The organism is Nevskia sp., from assembly GCF_021732705.1.
In the GTDB taxonomy this organism is placed as follows: domain Bacteria; phylum Pseudomonadota; class Gammaproteobacteria; order Nevskiales; family Nevskiaceae; genus Nevskia.
In genome coordinates this window covers 367,581-385,399 of record NZ_JAKFUM010000006.1, presented here as the reverse complement: position 1 = coordinate 385,399, position 17,819 = coordinate 367,581, and the positions used below count along the sequence as shown (strand labels likewise).

Below are 17,819 nucleotides of genomic sequence, written 5' to 3'. Positions count from 1 at the left end.
ATCACCAGATAGTCGACCTGACCGTGTGCCGCCGCGCGGAACATCAGGTCCACCGGCCGGCCGTCTTCGAAGCCTTCGGCGAAGATCCAGCCGCCTTCGTCGTAGCGGCTCCAGCGCAGCGGTTCGGCGAACAGGTTCTTGATCGCCAGACCGATGACCTCGACCCGCCCGAGCGGCTCGAAATGCGGCTGTTCCCAGCGATCGAACGGGCCGAATTCCGGCGGCGCCCGGTACAGCATGAATTCACGGCTCATGGGTCGACGGCGGCATTGGCGGCATCTGGGAGAGCAAGCGGACCGGCATCAACGGCACCGGCGGGCGCGCAGTGTATCGTCGCCCGGCCTTGCTCCGGAGCTTCGCATGACGCCCATCCTCTACGGCCATCCGTTCTCGTCGTACTGCCAGAAAGTGCTGATCGCGCTCTACGAGAACGCCACCCCGTTCGAATTCCGCGTGCTCGGGCCGGATGCCCCCGAAGCGGCGGCCGAACTCGCGGCACTGTGGCCGCTGAAGCGCTTCCCGGTGCTGCACGACTGCGGCCAGACCGTGATCGAGGCCAGCATCATCATCGAGCACCTCGGGCTGCATCACCCCGGGCCGGTGGCGCTGCTGCCGGCCGATCCGGTTGCCGCGCTCGACGTGCGCACGATGGATCGCGTCTTCGATCTGTACGTGATGACGCCGATGCAGAAGTTCGTGTTCGACGCGCTGCGCCCGGCGGACCAGCGCGATCCACACGGCGTGGCCGATGCGAAAGCCGGGCTCGACACGATCTACCGCTGGCTTGATGCCCGCCTCGCCGGCCGCGAATGGGCCGCTGGCGGCAGCTTCAGCCTGGCCGACTGCGCGGCGGCCCCGGCACTGTTCTATGCCGACTGGGTGCACCGCATCGATCCGGCATTCGCGAACCTCATCGCCTATCGTCAGCGGCTGCTGGCGCGGCCGTCGTTTGCGCGGGCCGTGGACGAGGCGCGACCGTTCCGCGGGTTGTTCCCGCTGGGCGCGCCGGATCGCGACTGAGCGCACGCCACCGCGTCGCTTGTCGGCCCCGTCAGCCGCTGGAGCCGCCACCGCCCGCCACGATGCCGCCATCGGTCAGCGCGGCCGGATCGAGCAGCTCGCGCAGTTCGGCATCGCTCAGGCGCGTCTGTTCCTTCGCCACCGCCAGCACCGATCGGCCCTCGCGGTAGGCCTGCTTGGCGATCGCGGCACCCTGTTCGTAGCCGATGACGCTGTTCAGCGCCGTGATCAGGATCGGATTCCGATCGAGCGCTGCACGAATCCGGACATCGTCGACCTCGAAGCCGGCGATGGCCGAATCGCCGAGCACGCGCGCGGCATTGGCCAGCAGGCTGATCGACTGCAGCAGGTCGTGCGCGATCAGCGGCAGCATCGTGTTCAGCTGGAAACTGCCGCTCTGGCCGGCGATCGTGATCGTGGCGTCGTTGCCGATGACCTTGGCGCAGACCATCGCGACACTTTCCGGAATCACCGGATTGACCTTGCCCGGCATGATGCTGGAGCCCGGCTGCAGCGCCGGCAGGCGAATCTCGCCCAAGCCCGCCAGCGGACCGGAATTCATCCAGCGCAGATCGTTGGCGATCTTCATCAGGCTCACCGCCACGGTCTTGAGCTGGCCGGACATCTCCACCGCCGCGTCCTGCGCCGACATCGCCGCGAACAGGTTGTCGGCCACGGTGAACGCGATATCGGTGCGCTTGCCCAGCGCCTTGACGAACTTCGCCGAGAACTTCGGATGGGCGTTGATGCCGGTGCCCACGGCCGTGCCGCCCTGCGCAAGCGCTTCCAGCCGCGGCAGGCTGGCCTTGATCCGGGCGATGCCATCGCGAACCTGCGCCGCCCAGCCGCCGAGTTCCTGATCGAAGCGCAGCGGCATTGCATCCATCAGGTGCGTGCGGCCGGTCTTCGGGATGCCGGCGAGCGCCTTGGCCTTCTTCTCGATGACCTTGGCCAGGCCTTTCAGCGCCGGCAGCAGGTCTTCGCGCAGACCGAGCACGGCGGCGACGTGGATCGCGGTCGGAATCGTGTCGTTGGACGATTGGCCGAGGTTGACGTGATCGTTCGGATGCACGTCGACATCGCAGGCCCGCAGCGCGATCCGGGCGATGACCTCGTTCGCATTCATGTTGCTGGACGTGCCGGAACCGGTCTGGAACACGTCGACCGGGAACTGCGCGTCGAACTTGCCGGCCGCCACTTCGAGCGCCGCCGCGGCGATCGCCTGCGCGCGCGGCGCATCGAGCAGATCGAGATCGTGGTTGACCTCGGCCGCCGTCGCCTTGATCAGCCCGAGCGCGCGGATGAAACCGCGCGGCATCGCAAGGCCTGAGATCGGGAAGTTGTCGATCGCCCGCTGGGTCTGCGCGCCCCAGAGCGCGTCCGCAGGCACCAGTACCGTGCCCATGCTGTCATGCTCGCTGCGTGGCTTGGCCATGACGATCGTCCTGCGTCGGGAATCGCGGCGGAGGCTCGCGTAAAATCGCGCGTTCGGCAAGCCGGCCCGCGCAGACGGTCCGCACTGCCGGCGCCCTGGTCACGCCACCGCACTGGCCTGACGACCTTTCCCCCGCTGCATCCCGTTCGAGTCCCGCATGAATCTCAGCAGTCTGACCGCCATTTCCCCGATCGACGGCCGCTACGCCAGCAAGACCGAAGGCCTGCGTCTGATCTTCAGCGAATACGGCCTGATCCGGTATCGCGTCGAAGTCGAAGTGCGCTGGCTGCAGGCGCTGGCCGCACACCCGGGCATTCCGGAAGTGCCGGCGCTGTCCGATGCCGCGCAGGCCCGCCTGGCCGACATCTGCAACGGGCTGGATGTGACCGAAGCGGCGAAGGTCAAGCATCTGGAAAAGACCACCAATCACGACGTGAAGGCGGTCGAGTACTACCTGAAGTCGATGGTCGCCGGCGATGCCGAACTGGCCGCGATCAGCGAATTCATCCACTTCGCCTGCACCAGCGAAGACATCAACAACCTCGCCTACGCGCTGATGCTGCGCGATGCCCGCGAACTGGTGCTGCTGCCGGCGCTGGACAAGCTGATCGCGACGCTGACCACCCTCGCCCACCAGTACGGCGACCTGCCGATGCTGGCGCGCACGCACGGCCAGCCGGCCAGCCCGACCACGCTCGGCAAGGAAATCGCGGTGTTCGCGCACCGCCTGATCATCGAGCGCAACCAGCTCGCCACGGTGGCGCTGTTCGGCAAGGCCAACGGTGCGGTCGGCAACTACAACGCACATCGCATCGCCTATCCGGATGTCGACTGGCCGCAGCTCGCGGAATCGGTGATCGAAGGCATGGGGCTGGTGCAGAACCCGCACACCACGCAGATCGAGAATCACGACTTCATTGCCCGCTACTTCCACGCGCTGATGCGCGCGAACACGATCCTGATCGACTTCTCGCGCGACGTCTGGAATTACATCTCCGTCGGCTACTTCAAGCAGCGCACGGTGGAAGGCGAAGTCGGCAGCTCGACGATGCCGCACAAGGTCAACCCGATCGACTTCGAGAACGCCGAAGGCAATCTCGGCATGGCCAACGCCGTGATGGAACACCTGACGCAGAAGCTGCCGATCTCCCGTCTGCAGCGCGATCTGACCGATTCCACCGTGCTGCGCAATCTCGGCGTCGGCGTGGCCCATTCGATCATCGCGTTCTCGGCACTCGAAAAAGGCCTCTCCAAGCTCGACGCCGACCCGGCCAAGCTCGCCGCCGATCTCGATGACAACTGGGAAGTGCTCGGCGAAGCGATCCAGACCGTGATGCGCCGCTACGGGCTGCCGGAACCATACGAGCAGTTGAAGAAGCTGACCCGCGGCCAGCGCCTCGGTGCCGACGCCATCCGCGCCTTCGTCACCGGTCTGGCCCTGCCCGACGACGCCAAGCAGCGCCTGCTGGCGCTGACGCCGGGCCGCTACACCGGCAATGCCGCTGAGCAGGCGCTGGGCTTGCGGCCGTAAGGCTCTGACGCGCCTCGGCGTGGGATGATCCCGGGGCGCGTGCTCGCGGTGCTGCGGGATCATCAAGGAAGAACCATCGTGAGGCAGCAGATGCCGAGGGCAGACCGGGGCGCGTCATGAACATCGAGCTGAGTTCAACCATCCTGCCGCTGCGCGCCGTGTTCAAGCTGGTGGCACTCGGGTGGACGTTGGGCGCTTGCGTGGTGATCGGCATCCCGTTGGCGCTCTTCGCGGTCCCGTCCGCATTTCATCTGACTGCGGAAAACGAAGCGGTCGTGTGGGCGGGGCTGTTGTTCCCGCTGATTGCGGTCGGTCAGGGGATGGTGATCGCAGCCCTCGTCTGTCTCGGGCTTGCTGTGTACCGCTGGAAGCGCCCGATCACAGTCACTGCGAAGGATTAAGGCGAATGGAGCTCGGCCCGCGATGTGCCCAACTTCGAAGGCTGCGAACTGGCGCTGACGCCGGGCAGCCATACCTGCAGTACGGTGAAGCCGTCGCTGGGTTTGCCGGCGCAGGAATGGCTGCAGCTCGCGATGGCAGCTGCACCGCGCATCCCGCTTTTCGGCCGAGTAACACCGTAACCCCTCCGGATCCGGCCCCAAGCGGGCACGACGCGATCGCTTCACGATTCTTCCGTGCTCACGATTGATCTACCCGACCAAGCCGCGTGGTTCCGCGAAGCGCTTCGCTTCGGGCTCGTCAGCGTTCGCGAAGTCACCGATTGGGCGGCGGAGCTTGTTGGCGGATCGATCTCGCCGAACGATTCCTTGCTGGAACTTTCGTTCATGAGCAGAGCCCATCCGCTCGATCTGGTATCGATATTGGCTGGCCTGTCTCGTGACGTTGCACCGTTTGATGTGCTTCCGGAGATACTCGGCGTCGCACATGAGCGCGTCAGGGCCGACCCCGCCTACGGTCGGCATTTGAGCCATGCTCTGTATCACCTGTATTCGCAGAGCGACCGCACCGTCCCAGCCGAACTCGAAGACATGATCGGGTTCGAAGATGCTTATGGCCTCGCCGACTGCAAAAGCCACGGTACCGTGGCCGAGGTACAGCGTGACCTCGAAGCGTTCACTGGAACGTTCACGGCACGCGTCGGCAGCCGGTTCAAGCCGCCAGGGCGGTAGCACCGCAGGGTAGGCCCAAGGCCCACCATGCGCTGAACCTCGACGGACGCGACGCGGGTGCACCGGTGAAGCTGGCGCACCCTGAGGCCGGTTTTCGGCATCATTCAGGCTGGCGCGGCGACCGAGCGAGGGCGCGAGATGTATCCCCTGTTCCGATTGAACGACACCGTAGAACGCGATCCGGCGATCGAAGCCTGGTTCGCGGATCATTCCGGCGAGCTTGGCGAGCTCGCCCGACGCTGGTTCGAGGTGATGCGCGGTGGTGGCCACGATGTTCGCGAGGTGCTGCACGACGGCCATCCGACGGCCTGTATCGGCGATGTCGCGTTCGGCTACGTCAATGCGTTCAAGGCGCACGTCAACGTCGGCTTCTTTCGCGGTGCCGAACTGGACGATCCGGCCGGTCTGCTCGAAGGCGGCGGCAAGTCGATGCGCCACGTGAAGCTGGTTCCGGGGCGCGTGCTGAACGCCGCCGCACTGGACGCCCTGATCCGCGACGCCGTGACCAATGTCCGGCAGCATCTGCGCGCAACCGCTTGAGCAGACACGGCCCATGACCGCCGATACCCCGCCCGACAAGCTCGAAGGCCGCGCCGAACTCGCCGCCGCGATGTTCAAGGCTGCGACGCTCGCGCGGCTCGAAGTGCTGATCCTGAGCTTCGAGTTCGACCGCACGCTGTACGGCGGCGAGGACTTCGTCGACGAGATCAAGCGCGTGGTGCTGTCGACCGAGCGCGCGAAGGTCCGCGTGCTGATCAACCAGCCGCGAGCAGCGATGAAGGCGAGCCACCGGCTGGTCGAACTCGGCCGCCGGGTGCCGAGCCGCATCGAATTCCGGGAACTGAGCGATGAACGCCAGATCACGCAGCGTGGCGAGTGGCTGATCATCGACCAGCGGCAGTTCATCGAGCGCCGCGCGCCGGATTCGCTGGTGGCCTACGGCTGGCGCGATGCTGCCCTTCAAGCGCGGGCAAAAGCCCGTGAATTCAATGAGCTGTGGGAAGAATCGCAGCCCAGCACCGAGTTCCGCGTGCTCGGCATCTGAGGCCGCGCCGTGCCGCGACCTGCGGACGAGCTGGCATCTGGGTCGAACGCGAAGCCGTATTCGTCGGTCGAAGCGCCATGCACTTCCAAGGAATCCAGATGCGCACTATCCAGTTGTTGATCCCTGCTCTTTCCGCTGCCTTGCTCGTGGCCTGCAGCACGCCCGCCTCCCGGATCGAGGACCAGAAGTCGGTCTACAGCAGCTATCCGCCGGAGGTGCAGCAGACCATTGCGGCAGGCAAGGTCGCGGTCGGGTTCACGCCGGAGCAGGCGCTGATCGCACTCGGCGCGCCGCGGCGCAAGTACAGCCGCAAGACCGAAGGCGAGACCGAGGAAATCTGGTCCTACAGCGAAAAGCGCGGGCCGGCGTTCGGTTTCGGCATCGGCGGTGGCAGCTTTGGCAGCGGCGTGGGCGGCGGCGTCAGCGTCAGCACCTTCGGCAGCGATGCCGACGAAAAGCTGCGCGTGGTCTTCGTCAACGGCAAGGTCTCGGCCGTCGAGGAATCGGTGAAGTAAGCCGTTCGCCTTGGCACGTCACGCCGGCGGCGCCGCTCACGGCCGCGCGGCCGACCGCGCGTGTCAGCCCTGATCGGGCTTGATGATTTCGCGCTCGGCGATCCACTGCCGGACATGCTCCGGCACCGGCGACGACTTCTGGTTGACGTAGTCGAACCAGACCACGGTGCCGCGCACGGCGGCCACCACGGTTTCGCCGAGGAACAGGCCGCTGAGCGTGGTCATGCTGCTGCGGCCGATCTTCGCGATGCGGGTGCCGATCACGAGCTTCGCCGGGTAATGCACCTGGGCAATGAAATCGGCACCGATGTTCGCGAGGATCAGACCGTAGTCCTTCCACATGCGCGGATCGTGCTCGGCCAGCGCCTCGAAGTACTGGATCCGGCTGGATTCGTCGTAGGTGAAGAACTTGGCGTTGTTGACGTGCCCCAGCATGTCGATGTCGCCCCAGCGCACCGGCAGTTCGATGCGATGGGCGAAGTCCGCCAGTTTCAGCGCGCGCGGATCCTGGCTCATTGCAGGCGGCTCCCGCGGGCGGCGGTGGCCTTGGCCACCCGGATCATCGAGGCATCGACGATCTGCTGCTTGCGCGCCTCGCTGGCGCCCATCCACTCGGCGATCTCGCCGATCTGGCGACCGCAGCCGAGGCAGGTATCGGCGGAATCGAGCACGCACAGGCCGATGCACGGCGACGGGACGGTGACGGGTTCTTTCATGTCGGAAGTGTGGGGCTCAGTCTCGGCGGGTCAGGCGGGTTCAATCGGGATCGAACGACGGTTCGACCGCGGCGGCGTCGACCGGTTCGCGCCAGCGCAGGCTGCCGGCGATGGCGCGAAAGGCCGGTTCCCAGCGCCGGTACTGGCCTTCCGGTGCGCTGCCGGACAGCAGATAGCCGTGATCGCCGCGGACGGTCATCACCGAATAGCTGCGGCGGGCGGTGGTGTAGGTGGCATACGCGCGCTCGTGCCAGATCGCCTTGCGGCCATCGAGCGCGACGGTGCCGGTGGCGGCGATCTGGTAGCGGCGGCTGTCCTTGCGGGCCAGCGCTTCGCTGTGATCGACGAAGCTGCCGAGGCCAGCGGGTGGCGTCGGCGGCAGACCGGGCACGCTCTGCGCCGTGTCGCGCGCGATCAGGAAATAGACGCCGGGCACCGGCTGGCCGTTCTCGATCGGCACCGCCTGCCAGCGGAGCGCGCCGGGCCGCGCGGACACCTCCCAGCCTGCCGGCAGACGCAGGCTGAGGCCGTAGTCGTCCAGCGGATACTCGGTCGCGAGCAGCGGCGGTGGTGCCTTGGCGCGCGACCCGAGATCGCTCGGACCGCAGGCGACCAGCAGCGCCAGCAACGCGACGGCAGCCGCCTGCCGGCCCCGATGGCGACGCGGCACGCTCATTCGCGACGGCGGAAGCTGCGCTCGAAGACCGGCAACGGACGGCCGCCGGTATCGACCCGCGTCGAGATGCCGTTGGTTTCGGTGTACGCGGCACCGGTGAAGGTGTCGCCGTTCAGCTCGACCCAGAAAAAGCCCGGAATGTCGCCGACCTGAAAGTAAGCCGGATTGCGGTCCGGCGCCTGGATCACGCGCGTCTTGGAGCCGGCACCGGACACGATGAACTCGGTCTTGCCGCAGGCGCCGGTCGGCTGCAGCCAGTACAGCTCGTGATCGTGGCCACTGAACATCACGTCCGCCTCGTTGCAGACCGCCGCCTCGACGAACGCCTTGTACTCGGCGCCGCGACAGGTCGCGCTGACCAGCAGCGGAATCGTGCAGACATCCGGCTGCGTGCCCTGCTCGAACGAGCCGGCGTTGCCATGCTCGCCGTTCGACAGGTACGGATGGTGGGCGAATGCGAACTTCCAGCGTGCCTGACTGCTGCGGAAGCGGTCGGCGATGAAGGCCTGCTGGTCGGCGATGTAGGTCGCCACCGTGTCGCCGCTCCACTGGCGGCTGGTGTCGTTGACGTAGTGCGTGATCGGGCTGGCGTCGATCGAGACGAAGTCGGCCATCGGCAAGGTCGCGGTCTGCGGCCAGGTGAAGCCGAAGTAGCGATCCGGCATGTTCCACTTTCGCCCGACATTGCCCGGCGAATAGGTGTAGTCGACCTGAAAGTCGCCACGGCCGTTGTTGCTGCCGTCGCCGGCGGCGGTGTTGCCGGTGTTGTCGTGATTGCCGAGCGTGACGAAGAACGGAATGTTCAGGTTCGCGTACGGCGTGCGGAAGGCCGTCTCGAACTGGCTGTCGGTGACGCTGGTGACGCCGCGCTCGTAGATGTTGTCGCCGGTCACCAGCGCGAAATCGCAGCCGCGCTGCGCGCAGACCTGTTCCATGACGCGCGCCACGTCGTACTGAAAACCGTCCGGTCCGGTGCCGGTATCGCCGACCACCAGAAAGCGCACGACCTGCGGCGCTTCACCATCGCTGCAGCCGCCAAGCAGTGCCAGCGGCAGCAGGCACGACGCCACCCGTCTCAGTGCCGCTGTCGACCTCGCACCCATCGCGACTCTCCGTGCATGCAAGCCGTCCCTGCCCCGGCTGCCGACCCGCCCGAACGGCGGACCGGCAGCGCGGAGATCGGGATCATTCCAGAATGATCTTGAAGTCGACGCGGCGATTGACCGCGCGTCCGGCTTCCTCGTCGTTCGACGCCACCGGCTCGGTCTGGCCGTAGCCCTTGGTCGTCAGCACGGCCGGGTCGACTCCCTTCGACACCAGGTACTGCTTGACCGCCTTCGCGCGCTGCTCGGACAGCAGCATGTTGAAGGCCGCGGTGCCGGTGTTGTCGGTGTGACCGCCGATTTCGAGCTTCAGGTTCTTCTGGCCGTTGACCGCGCGGGCGAAGCCATCCAGCACCGTCGTGGCCTGGCCGGTCAGCACGGCCGAGCTGGTTTCGAACGTGACCGACTGCAGGGTCAGCGTCTGCTCGATGGCGCAGCCCTTGGCATCGACCGTCAGACCCTGCGCGGTGCCCGGGCACTGGTCGTCGCTGTCGAGCACGCCGTCGCTGTCGGCATCGCCGCCGGTCTCGACCGGGCAGCCGACATCGTTGACCTTGACGCCGGATGCGGTATCCGGGCACTGATCGGTGCCGTCCTGCACGCCGTCGCGGTCCGAGTCGGCAAGGCAGTCGGCGCGGCCGGTCACCGGATCGACGACGCTCAGGCCGCAGTCCGGCACCGCCGGCAGCACCGGCTTGCGGCCCGGGTGGAAGTTCAGCGGGATCTGCAGGCCGATCTGGAAGTGGTAATCGGCGAGGAACTGGCGATTGGCCGGGGCCGAGTCACGATCGTTGAACTGGCCCAGCGCCTTGGCTTCCGCGCGCAGCCCCCAGCCCCAGTCCCAGCTGCCGAAACGCAGCGGCACCAGCACGCCGGCGCCGAGATTCACCGCCGGATGCACCTTCTCCCGACCCTGCACGTCTTCGAGCACGGCGCCGAGACCGGCCAGCACGTAGGGCTTGAATGTCGGCAGCGCTTCGCTCTGGAACTTGAACAAGCCGAAGTCGCGCACGTAGTCGAGGATCAGCGAATTCTTGTAATCCGGGCGGCCGTCGACGTTGCGATCGCGGCGGACCCCCAGAAACGACAATTCCAGCGATTCGCCGATGCCGATCGTGCGACCGAGCGTGACCTGGTAGCCGTAGCCGTCATCGGAGTCGCGATTGGCGTCGCTCAGCTCGTAGCTGCCGAAGGCGCCGAGATAGAACCCTTCCTGACCGTCGGCGGACAGCGCCGCAGCCGAGCCGCTGCCGAAGGTGCCGAGAACGGCGAGGCCGATGAACCAGTTGCGCATGTCGAAATCCCTAGCTGAATTCTGTTTCTGGAGACAATCAATCGTTCAATTGTAGCCGAGCGCGGCGCGCGCGACGGCGGTGAAAACCTGAAATTCGAGCGGCTTTCGTCAGAATCGCGTCAAAAAGGCGGCTTCCGGGCAAAAACGGCTTGATCCAGATTCAGGCGGCCTTCATGGCCCGCGCGCACTCGGCCACCAGACCGGGGCCGCGATAGATCAGCCCGGTGTAGACCTGCACCAGATCCGCACCTGCGGCGCGCTTGCCGGCGGCATCGGCACCGGACATCACGCCGCCGACGCCGATCAGTGGAAAATCCGGGCCGACCCGCTCGCGCAGCCGCTGGAGGATGCGATTCGAGGCTTCGAGCAGCGGTCCGCCGGACAGGCCGCCGGCTTCGTCCGCATGCGGCAGGCCGGCCACGGCGTCGCGCGACACGGTCGTGTTGGTCGCGATCAGGCCATCGATCCCGTGCTTGCGGGCCGCATCGGCGATGCCGATCAGCGCTTCGTCGTCGATGTCCGGCGCGATCTTGACCAGGATCGGCCGGCGCGCGCCGTAGCGCTCGGCCAGCGCTTCGCGAGCGCTGGCCAGCGACGCCAGCAGGGAATCGAAGCGGCTGGCCTGCTGCAGTTCGCGCAGGCCCTTGGTGTTCGGCGACGAAATGTTGACCGTGATGTAGTCCGCCACGGCATAAACCTTGTGCAGGCAGGCCAGATAATCGAGTTCCGCCTGTTCCATCGGCGTATCGGCATTTTTCCCGATGTTGATGCCGAGCACGGCGCGCCGGCGCACCCGCCCGGCCCGCTTCACCAGCGCATCGACGCCTTGATTGTTGAAGCCCAGCCGATTGATCAGCGCCTTCTCGGACGGCAGCCGGAACATGCGCGGACGCGGGTTGCCGGGCTGTGGCCGCGGCGTCACGGTGCCGACCTCGATGAAGCCGAAACCCATGCGGTCAAAGGCTTCGATCGCTTCGCCGTTCTTGTCGAGACCGGCGGCAAGACCGATGCGATTGCGGAAATCGAGACCCATCAGCCGGACCGGATCCTCGACCGTGCGGCCGGCGAAGACGCCGCCGGAAGCCGGATGGCGCGACAGCCAGGCCATCGTCAGTTCGTGCGAGCGCTCGGCTTCGAGCGCGAACAAGGCATTTCGGGCCAGCAGGTAGCCTTTCATCGGGGATGTCGTGAAGAACGGTAGGAAATTCGGGTGATCGCGGAAAAGCGGCGGAATTCGGAACGAATTCAGGCTTCCGCCGGCAATACGCCGGGCGGCGGGCCCTGCGTGTGCAGGACTTTCGGCAGCGGCACCGGGATCGACGGCGGGTTCTGATCGCGCCGTGCCAGGCGGCCGGCGACGCCGCGCAGTTCCTGCTTCAGCAGGTCGCGGCTCAGGGTGAACGGCAGGCGCAGCGCGACCTTCGCGAGATCGGTCAGCAGCATGCGGCGGGAATCGCCCTCGTACAGGCTGCCGTAGCTGCCGACCATCGCCATCAGTGCCCGCGACAGGTGCAGGAAATCGCGCTTCAGCACGAGCCCGGCCTGCTGGGTGTTGGCCATCAGCTGCAGCACGGTCTGCCCGCGCCGATGCAGGCCCTCGACGCCGCCGTCGCGCAGTTCGCGAACGAAGCTGCGCCGGGTCAGCGGCGTGACCCCTTTCTTGCGCAGCGTCTCGTCCAGCAGCGCGCGGATTTCCGCCCGACGCGCGCGGTTCTCGTCCGGATGCGTCGAGACCGCGATCAGGGCATCGGTCAGCAGTTCGGTATCGGCGAGGATCGCGCCGGCGAGATAGTCCCAGACCGGTCGCCACTTGCCGTTCAGGTCGACGACATTGCCCCAGTCGATCAGGTTCAGTGAGCCATCGCGGCCGATCATGACGTTGCCGGGATGCAGGTCGCCGTGGATCTCGCGATAGACGAAGGCGTGATACAGCAGGGTGCCGCTGAGCTGCTCGACCACCCGCGCCTGAAAGCGCCGGCGTTCGCGCCGCGGCATCCGCGCCAGCGCCCGGGTCAGGCTCATCGCATCGTCGAGGAATTCCATCTCGAGGATGCGGCGCGAGCTGCCGTACAGTTCCGGCACCCGGAACAGGCCACCGCGCAGGCTGCGCTGATAGAAGCGCTCGTGGTTCGACGCCTCGGCCTCGAAATCCAGTTCCTCGACGAAACCGGCGACGAATTCGTCGACCTGTTCCTGCATCGCGCGCAGGAACGGCGCCAGACGCGAATGCGGCGCCCAGTACTGCGTCGACATGATCGCAAGGCCCAGCACCATCTTGCCGATGGCGAACTCGCGGTCGATGTTGTGCCGACCGACCTTGATGATCACCGGTCGCAGCACTTCGCGGCCGTTTTCGAGGAACGGCTTCTTCGCGACATAGACCGAGCCGATCGAGCCGGACTTCAGCGGCTTGTCGGCCTCGAAGCCGAGGTAGAACTTCTCTGGCGGCTTGCCGTAGCACTCGACGAATGCGGTCCGGACCTCATCGGCGCTCATCGGGGCCACATCTTCGTGGAACACGCTCAGTTCGCGCGCGATCTCTTCCGGCAGGAAGTCGGCATTGGCGGCCGCCACCTGCGCCATCTTGACGAAGAACGGGCCGAACTCGTTGACCATCTGCGCGATGATCCGCGCCTGGGCCTTGTAGTCCTTCGGATCGGCCTGGAAGAACGGCTTGATGTAGCGGAGCGCCCGGATCTGGCGCCGGACGATGCCGGCATCGGTGCGGATCTGCGCCGCGCGCTTCAGGATCTCGTTCAGCTGCCACTGGTTGAAGCGGCGGCCGGCCTTCAGCAGGTTGACCACTTCGAGCAGCAGCGGCTCGTAGGTGCGGACCACCAGCCGGATCATGTCGAGCGACATCTCGCCGAGGCCCTTCAGCTCGGGGGCCTCGAACAGCTCGTTGAAAAAATTCCAGAATTCGTTGATCAGCGCTTCCGGCACCGGCATCGGGCTGCGCGCCACGGCCTGCTCGACGACGAAGCGGATCAGTTCCTCGGTCGACTGTTCATCCGGAATCAGGCGGCGCTTGCGCAGCGCCTGCGTCAGCCGGCTGGTCTGGGCCAGCAGCGGATGCCGGTACAGCGCGTCGAAGATGCGGTCGACCGCCTGTTCGAGGTCTTCGCGCGAGCTGTCCTGCTCATCGGTCAGCAGCGCCACCAGAGGCACGAACCCCCGGGTCAGACGGACGGTCGAAACCGACAGCGAGGCCAGTTCCCGAACCACGCCGCGCGACGGCGGCGACGCCGGCACCGGTGGCGTGACCGGCTCGGTCACGGCTCGCCCCGGGCTCCGATCAGATGACCCATCCGGGTCATCTTGGTGTCGAGGTAGTCCTCGTTGTACGGGTTGCGCCCGCGTTCGATGTCGACCCGCTCGACCACTTCGACGCCGTCCTTGACCAGCGCATCGAGCTTGGCCGGATTGTTGGTCATCAGCCGGATCCGGCACAGCTGGATGTCGCGCAGCATGTGCACGGCGAGGCCGTAGTCGCGGTCATCGGCCGGAAAGCCGAGCTGATGGTTGGCGTCGACCGTATCCGCACCCTGATCCTGCAGCGCGTAGGCGCGAACCTTGTTGGCAAGCCCGATGCCGCGGCCTTCCTGCCGCAGATAGAGCAGCACGCCGCGGCCCTCGGCGGCGATCTTCTCCATCGCCGCGCGCAGCTGGAAGCCGCAGTCGCAGCGCAGGGAGAACAGTGCGTCGCCGGTCAGGCACTCGGAATGCACCCGGACCAGCGGTGCCGGACCCGGTGCTGCGAGATCGCCGAGGGTCAGGGCGAGGTGTTCCTTGCCGTCGGCGGAGCGGTAGGCGCGCATCGTGAAGACCGCGAACGGCGTGGGCAGCTTCGCCGTCGCGATCAGCTTGGGTTGAGGCATGGGCAACTCGATGACGAGATCAGGCGCCGACAAAATTCTGTCCGCAAACGCGAAGCGTACGCCCGTTGACGCCCGTTGCGAGCGGACTGGCGAGGAAAGTCACCGCTTCGGCGATGTCGATCGGCAATCCGCCCTGCCCCAGACTGGCCAGACGACGGCCGACTTCGCGCGGCCCGGTCGGCATCTGCGCGGTCATCGCGGTCTCGATGAAGCCCGGCGCCACGGCATTGATCGCCCCGCCCCGCTTGGCCATCTGCGCCGCCATCGCCTCGACGTAGCCGATGACGCCCGCCTTGGTCGCGCCGTAGTTGGTCTGGCCGGCGTTGCCGGCGATGCCGCCGATCGATGAGATGCAGACCATCCGCGCGCCATCGTTCAGGCCCTGCTTGAGCAAGGCATCGTTGATCCGCAGGATGGCGCCGAAATTGACGTCCAGCACCATGTCCCAGAGGTGCGGCGCCATGTTTTTCAGCATCTTGTCGCGGGTGATGCCGGCGTTGTGGACGACGATATCGACGCCGCCGAAGCGCGTTGACAGTTCCTGTGCGATGCGCTGCGGTGCGTCCGGCGCGGTGATGTCGAGCGCAAGTCCGTAGCCGTCGAATCGGGCCAGCGTTTCGCCCAGCGCGCCCTCTTCCTGCGGCCGGTCGATGCCGACGACCTGAGCGCCTTCGCGCGCCAAGGTCGCCGCAATCGACGCGCCGATGCCGCGCGCGGCACCGGTGACCAGCGCCACCTTGCCGGCCAGCGGCGACAGGAACAGGTCGCCGGAAGCGCGTGCCGGGGCTGTCAGCGCCAGAGTCTGGCCGGTGATGTAGGCCGAGTGCGGGCTCAGGAAGAAGCGCAGCGGGCCGGCAATCGCCGCTTCGCCGCCACGCCCGACTTCCAGCAGGTTCGCCGTCGCGCCCTTCTTGCCGATTTCCTTGGCGAACGAGCGAATGAAGCCGCGCAGGCCCTGGGTGGCCGCCTGAGCGGCGGCATCACCGGCATCGGCCGGCGCCCGGCTGACGATCAGCACGCGGCCGTTGGCCGGGATGCGACCGACACGCGGCTGCAGGAAGTCGTACAGCTCGCGCAGGCGCGCGGGGCCATCGATGCCGCTGGCATCGAACACGTAGGCGCTGGCGCCGGCACCCTTGTCTTCCGGATTCGGCTCGGTTTTCAGCGCGACACCGACCGCGGCGGCGGACGCCTTCACCCGCAGCAGGCCGGCATGACTCGGCGCTACCTGCACGGTGGCACCGGCTTCGGCCAGTGCGGTCAGCAGCGGGCTCGCCATCTCGCCGGCCGAGGTACTGCCGAGCATGACGCCGCGCGCCTCGAGCGGTCGCGCCGCATAGGCACCGGCGGCGCGCACGAGGCGCGGCGGGCTCGGCAGGCCCAGCAGGCCGCTCAGGGTCTTGCCAAGCGCTGAATTGCTGAATTCCAGGTAACGGTCAGTCATCGAAACTCCATCCGGACACCATCAAAAAGCCGTCGAACCGGCATCCACCGGACGCTCGCGTTCGCGGCAGACCCCTCGTCATCGCTCACATTATTGCAGTGCGTCATGACAACCGACAGGGCGACAGGACATTTCAGTCAACAACTGTTTCTTTTTCGTGGAAATGTCGCAGCCACGGCCTCGATCGAACGCCGCAGTCACGGCAGACCGCCCATCGGCCGCTTGCAACCGATTGCAAACCGCTCCGCGACCGGCCTTTGGTTTGGGTGAAGCCTTTCGATACGTTGACGGTCTCAACCTGCCGTCATCATCATCTGCAGGCGCGCGGATGGTGATGTCCAAGAAAAGCCGCGCCCCAGAACGCGAGAGGAACCCAATCGATGTCGCGAGTCCGCTGGATGGTGGCGGGGTCCGTGCTGGCACTGCTCGGCAGCGCCGCACTGTTCACCCAGGGTCAGAACGCCAACGCCGCCTCGACACCGGCGGCCAACGTCGATCAGGCGCAGCAGGCGACGGCCGCAACGCCGGCCGAGACCGGTCGCGTCATCAGTCGACGGGAACGTATGGCGCGCATCGTCGCCGAACAGGCGGCGATCTCCGCCGAAGTGGCTGCGCGCAAGGCGCTGGCCGAACGCGCCGCGGAGGCGCCGCCCGCGCCGCCTTGAACCGCGACGCCCGACTGCAGCTTTTTGGCCGCGATCGGGCTCCGCAGCGCCTTTTCGCATAAACTTTCACGAGCCGCGGGCGGTCTTGCACCGCACCGACGCCGGAGCGGTCGCCGAGGAAGCGGTACCGAGGCGGCAGGCGGCGGGGATGGCTCGCTTTCTGCAGGCAACAGCGTCGAAAGATGCTTGATCAGCGTCGATTTTTGTCAAAACCAATAACGGGACTTGCAATGAATCTCAGCCGTGTCGTTGTCATCGTTGCTGTGACCGCCGCCATCGTCTATTTCGGTCTGAACGTGCTGCTGCCGCATGGCAAGGGCCAGAAGACCGAGCAGGCCGCATCGGCCACCACGACGACCGAAGCCGTGTTCGGCGGCGCTGCCACCGATGCAAGCACCACGGCGGCAACAGATGCCGCGGCACCGGCCGAAAGTGTCGCGCCGGCCGCGACCGAAGCCGCCACCACTGACGGCACGGCATCGTCCGAAGCGACGCTGACCGAGGAAGAGGCCCGCAAGATCGCCGAAAGCGTGGGCCGCGAAGTGGCCGAGCGCGTCGCCAACGAAGCGGAAGCACCTGCCGCCCCGACCGAAACCGCCGCGGCGTCGACCGAAAGCGCGCCGGCGCCGGCACCGGAACCGGCGCCCGCCCCGGCCCCGAGCTATGACGCGGCCCCGGCTCCAGCCGCAGAACCGGCCAGCACGGCACCGGCCAGCGAAGAACCGAGCGGCCTGACCGAAGCGCAGGCGCGCGCCATCGCCGCCAACATCGCGCGCGAGAACCTGGCCAATGGCGCCGTCGATGCGGCTCCGGCACCGGAACCGGTGGTCGAGACCGCCGCCGCGCCGGCCAAGCCGGAAAAGAAGGTCGAGAAGAAGCCGGAACCGGAAGCCGCGAAGCCGGCACCGTCCTACGAAACGGCCGCTGCCAGCAGCGAGCCGCCGGCACCGCGCAAGCCAAAGGCGCCGAAGCCGGCATCGATTGCCACGCCGAAGGCCGCCGCGAAGGCGCCGGGTGTCGGTTCCGATGCCGTGAGCAGCTGGTGGCCGAAGGCCGGCACGCAGTCCGCGGATCGTCTGAGCCTGGTCTACGCTGGCGAAGCGGCGTCGGAAAAGGCCGTGGTGCTGATGTTCGGCAGCACGTTCAGCGATGCGGCGGCGGCCGGCAGCCAGATCAAGCTGGTCGACGCCAAGGGTGCCTCGCCGAGCGGCACGTGGGAGCTGGGCCGCAACCCGCGCCTGCTGGTGTTCAAGGGCGTGACGCCGGGTCGCTACACGGTCATCCTGAAGCCGACCCTGGCCGATGCTGCCGGCAAGACGCTGGGCACCGAGCTGGTCGGCCCGGTGTACGTCCACTGAACTTCCGCG

Annotated in this window: 20 protein-coding genes; 9 read left to right on the top strand and 11 right to left on the bottom strand. The window is 67.0% G+C overall.

The window, feature by feature from the left end; translation table 11 throughout:
* Positions 1-254: hypothetical protein (locus QZ951_RS07170; RefSeq protein ID WP_292999854.1), on the bottom strand; the 254-nt coding region annotated here is incomplete at its 3' end.
* Positions 255-360: 106 nt separating this feature from the next.
* Here QZ951_RS07170 and QZ951_RS07165 point away from each other — a divergent pair.
* Positions 361-1,020 carry a glutathione S-transferase family protein gene (locus tag QZ951_RS07165; RefSeq protein WP_292999853.1) on the top strand — a complete coding sequence of 220 codons (660 nt, stop codon included), beginning with the start codon at positions 361-363 and terminating at the stop codon, positions 1,018-1,020.
* Between the two features lie 31 nt (positions 1,021-1,051).
* Here the strand turns inward: QZ951_RS07165 and QZ951_RS07160 are convergent, their stop codons facing one another.
* The gene (locus tag QZ951_RS07160) at positions 1,052-2,455 is read right to left on the bottom strand and encodes an aspartate ammonia-lyase (protein ID WP_292999852.1); all 1,404 of its coding nucleotides are present in this window, start codon (positions 2,453-2,455) and stop codon (positions 1,052-1,054) included.
* Positions 2,456-2,612: 157 nt separating this feature from the next.
* On the opposite strand from QZ951_RS07160, the gene purB reads away from it, so the two are divergent.
* The 6 genes from purB to QZ951_RS07130 all read left to right on the top strand — a co-directional run bounded on the left by purB (position 2,613) and on the right by QZ951_RS07130 (position 6,676).
* On the top strand, positions 2,613-3,986 hold the full coding sequence (gene purB, locus QZ951_RS07155) for an adenylosuccinate lyase (protein WP_292999851.1): 1,374 nt from the start codon (positions 2,613-2,615) through the stop codon (positions 3,984-3,986).
* Positions 3,987-4,102: 116 nt separating this feature from the next.
* Positions 4,103-4,387, top strand: coding sequence for a hypothetical protein (locus QZ951_RS07150; RefSeq protein ID WP_292999850.1), 285 nt, complete (start codon positions 4,103-4,105; stop codon positions 4,385-4,387).
* 234 nt (positions 4,388-4,621) lie between these two features.
* Positions 4,622-5,116 (top strand): hypothetical protein, encoded by a 495-nt coding sequence (locus QZ951_RS07145; protein ID WP_292999849.1) that lies wholly within the window; start codon positions 4,622-4,624, stop codon positions 5,114-5,116.
* 138 nt (positions 5,117-5,254) lie between these two features.
* The gene (locus QZ951_RS07140; protein ID WP_292999848.1) at positions 5,255-5,656 is read left to right on the top strand and encodes a DUF1801 domain-containing protein; all 402 of its coding nucleotides are present in this window, start codon (positions 5,255-5,257) and stop codon (positions 5,654-5,656) included.
* A gap of 13 nt (positions 5,657-5,669) precedes the next feature.
* Positions 5,670-6,161: a hypothetical protein gene (locus tag QZ951_RS07135; RefSeq protein WP_292999847.1), complete on the top strand. Its 492-nt coding sequence runs from the start codon at positions 5,670-5,672 to the stop codon at positions 6,159-6,161.
* 146 nt (positions 6,162-6,307) lie between these two features.
* Positions 6,308-6,676, top strand: a complete 369-nt coding sequence (locus tag QZ951_RS07130) for a hypothetical protein (protein WP_366943832.1) — start codon at positions 6,308-6,310, stop codon at positions 6,674-6,676.
* Between the two features lie 63 nt (positions 6,677-6,739).
* Here the strand turns inward: QZ951_RS07130 and QZ951_RS07125 are convergent, their stop codons facing one another.
* The 9 genes from QZ951_RS07125 to QZ951_RS07085 form a co-directional block, all read right to left on the bottom strand.
* Positions 6,740-7,192, bottom strand: coding sequence for a thioesterase family protein (locus QZ951_RS07125; protein WP_292999845.1), 453 nt, complete (start codon positions 7,190-7,192; stop codon positions 6,740-6,742).
* Positions 7,189-7,392 carry a DUF1289 domain-containing protein gene (locus QZ951_RS07120; RefSeq protein ID WP_292999844.1) on the bottom strand — a complete coding sequence of 68 codons (204 nt, stop codon included), beginning with the start codon at positions 7,390-7,392 and terminating at the stop codon, positions 7,189-7,191. The genes QZ951_RS07125 and QZ951_RS07120 overlap by 4 nt, the downstream gene beginning before the upstream one ends.
* A gap of 40 nt (positions 7,393-7,432) precedes the next feature.
* Positions 7,433-8,068: a hypothetical protein gene (locus QZ951_RS07115; RefSeq protein WP_292999843.1), complete on the bottom strand. Its 636-nt coding sequence runs from the start codon at positions 8,066-8,068 to the stop codon at positions 7,433-7,435.
* On the bottom strand, positions 8,065-9,171 hold the full coding sequence (locus QZ951_RS07110; protein WP_292999842.1) for a metallophosphoesterase: 1,107 nt from the start codon (positions 9,169-9,171) through the stop codon (positions 8,065-8,067). Before QZ951_RS07110 ends, QZ951_RS07115 begins: the two co-directional genes overlap by 4 nt.
* Positions 9,172-9,253: 82 nt before the next feature.
* Positions 9,254-10,465 carry an OmpA family protein gene (locus QZ951_RS07105; RefSeq protein ID WP_292999841.1) on the bottom strand — a complete coding sequence of 404 codons (1,212 nt, stop codon included), beginning with the start codon at positions 10,463-10,465 and terminating at the stop codon, positions 9,254-9,256.
* Positions 10,466-10,625: 160 nt separating this feature from the next.
* Complete coding sequence (locus QZ951_RS07100; RefSeq protein WP_292999840.1) at positions 10,626-11,642, bottom strand: quinone-dependent dihydroorotate dehydrogenase; 1,017 nt, start codon at positions 11,640-11,642, stop codon at positions 10,626-10,628.
* 68 nt (positions 11,643-11,710) lie between these two features.
* The gene (locus QZ951_RS07095) at positions 11,711-13,741 is read right to left on the bottom strand and encodes an AarF/ABC1/UbiB kinase family protein (protein WP_292999839.1); all 2,031 of its coding nucleotides are present in this window, start codon (positions 13,739-13,741) and stop codon (positions 11,711-11,713) included.
* Entirely contained in the window at positions 13,738-14,343 is a 606-nt protein-coding gene (ribA, locus tag QZ951_RS07090; RefSeq protein WP_292999838.1) for a GTP cyclohydrolase II, read from the bottom strand. The genes QZ951_RS07095 and ribA overlap by 4 nt, the downstream gene beginning before the upstream one ends.
* Positions 14,344-14,362: 19 nt before the next feature.
* On the bottom strand, positions 14,363-15,787 hold the full coding sequence (locus tag QZ951_RS07085) for a 3-oxoacyl-ACP reductase (RefSeq protein WP_292999837.1): 1,425 nt from the start codon (positions 15,785-15,787) through the stop codon (positions 14,363-14,365).
* Positions 15,788-16,167: 380 nt separating this feature from the next.
* Here QZ951_RS07085 and QZ951_RS07080 point away from each other — a divergent pair, with 380 nt between their 5' ends.
* Together QZ951_RS07080 and QZ951_RS07075 are read left to right on the top strand one after the other, a co-directional pair.
* A complete protein-coding gene (locus QZ951_RS07080; protein ID WP_292999836.1) occupies positions 16,168-16,452 on the top strand; it encodes a hypothetical protein in 285 nt (94 codons plus the stop codon).
* 230 nt (positions 16,453-16,682) lie between these two features.
* Positions 16,683-17,810 (top strand): hypothetical protein, encoded by a 1,128-nt coding sequence (locus tag QZ951_RS07075; RefSeq protein WP_292999835.1) that lies wholly within the window; start codon positions 16,683-16,685, stop codon positions 17,808-17,810.
* Positions 17,811-17,819 lie beyond the last annotated feature (9 nt).

Excerpts from the sequence above, each read along its gene's own strand:
- QZ951_RS07165 (WP_292999853.1), top strand. The coding sequence starts at position 361 with ATGACGCCCATCCTCTACGGCCATCCGTTCTCGTCGTACTGCCAGAAA.
- QZ951_RS07160 (WP_292999852.1), bottom strand. The coding sequence starts at position 2,455 with ATGGCCAAGCCACGCAGCGAGCATGACAGCATGGGCACGGTACTGGTG.
- purB (WP_292999851.1), top strand. The coding sequence starts at position 2,613 with ATGAATCTCAGCAGTCTGACCGCCATTTCCCCGATCGACGGCCGCTAC.
- QZ951_RS07150 (WP_292999850.1), top strand. The coding sequence starts at position 4,103 with ATGAACATCGAGCTGAGTTCAACCATCCTGCCGCTGCGCGCCGTGTTC.
- QZ951_RS07140 (WP_292999848.1), top strand. The coding sequence starts at position 5,255 with ATGTATCCCCTGTTCCGATTGAACGACACCGTAGAACGCGATCCGGCG.
- QZ951_RS07135 (WP_292999847.1), top strand. The coding sequence starts at position 5,670 with ATGACCGCCGATACCCCGCCCGACAAGCTCGAAGGCCGCGCCGAACTC.
- QZ951_RS07125 (WP_292999845.1), bottom strand. The coding sequence starts at position 7,192 with ATGAGCCAGGATCCGCGCGCGCTGAAACTGGCGGACTTCGCCCATCGC.
- QZ951_RS07120 (WP_292999844.1), bottom strand. The coding sequence starts at position 7,392 with ATGAAAGAACCCGTCACCGTCCCGTCGCCGTGCATCGGCCTGTGCGTG.
- QZ951_RS07115 (WP_292999843.1), bottom strand. The coding sequence starts at position 8,068 with ATGAGCGTGCCGCGTCGCCATCGGGGCCGGCAGGCGGCTGCCGTCGCG.
- QZ951_RS07110 (WP_292999842.1), bottom strand. The coding sequence starts at position 9,171 with ATGGGTGCGAGGTCGACAGCGGCACTGAGACGGGTGGCGTCGTGCCTG.
- QZ951_RS07105 (WP_292999841.1), bottom strand. The coding sequence starts at position 10,465 with ATGCGCAACTGGTTCATCGGCCTCGCCGTTCTCGGCACCTTCGGCAGC.
- QZ951_RS07100 (WP_292999840.1), bottom strand. The coding sequence starts at position 11,642 with ATGAAAGGCTACCTGCTGGCCCGAAATGCCTTGTTCGCGCTCGAAGCC.
- ribA (WP_292999838.1), bottom strand. The coding sequence starts at position 14,343 with ATGCCTCAACCCAAGCTGATCGCGACGGCGAAGCTGCCCACGCCGTTC.
- QZ951_RS07085 (WP_292999837.1), bottom strand. The coding sequence starts at position 15,787 with ATGACTGACCGTTACCTGGAATTCAGCAATTCAGCGCTTGGCAAGACC.
- QZ951_RS07080 (WP_292999836.1), top strand. The coding sequence starts at position 16,168 with ATGTCGCGAGTCCGCTGGATGGTGGCGGGGTCCGTGCTGGCACTGCTC.
- QZ951_RS07075 (WP_292999835.1), top strand. The coding sequence starts at position 16,683 with ATGAATCTCAGCCGTGTCGTTGTCATCGTTGCTGTGACCGCCGCCATC.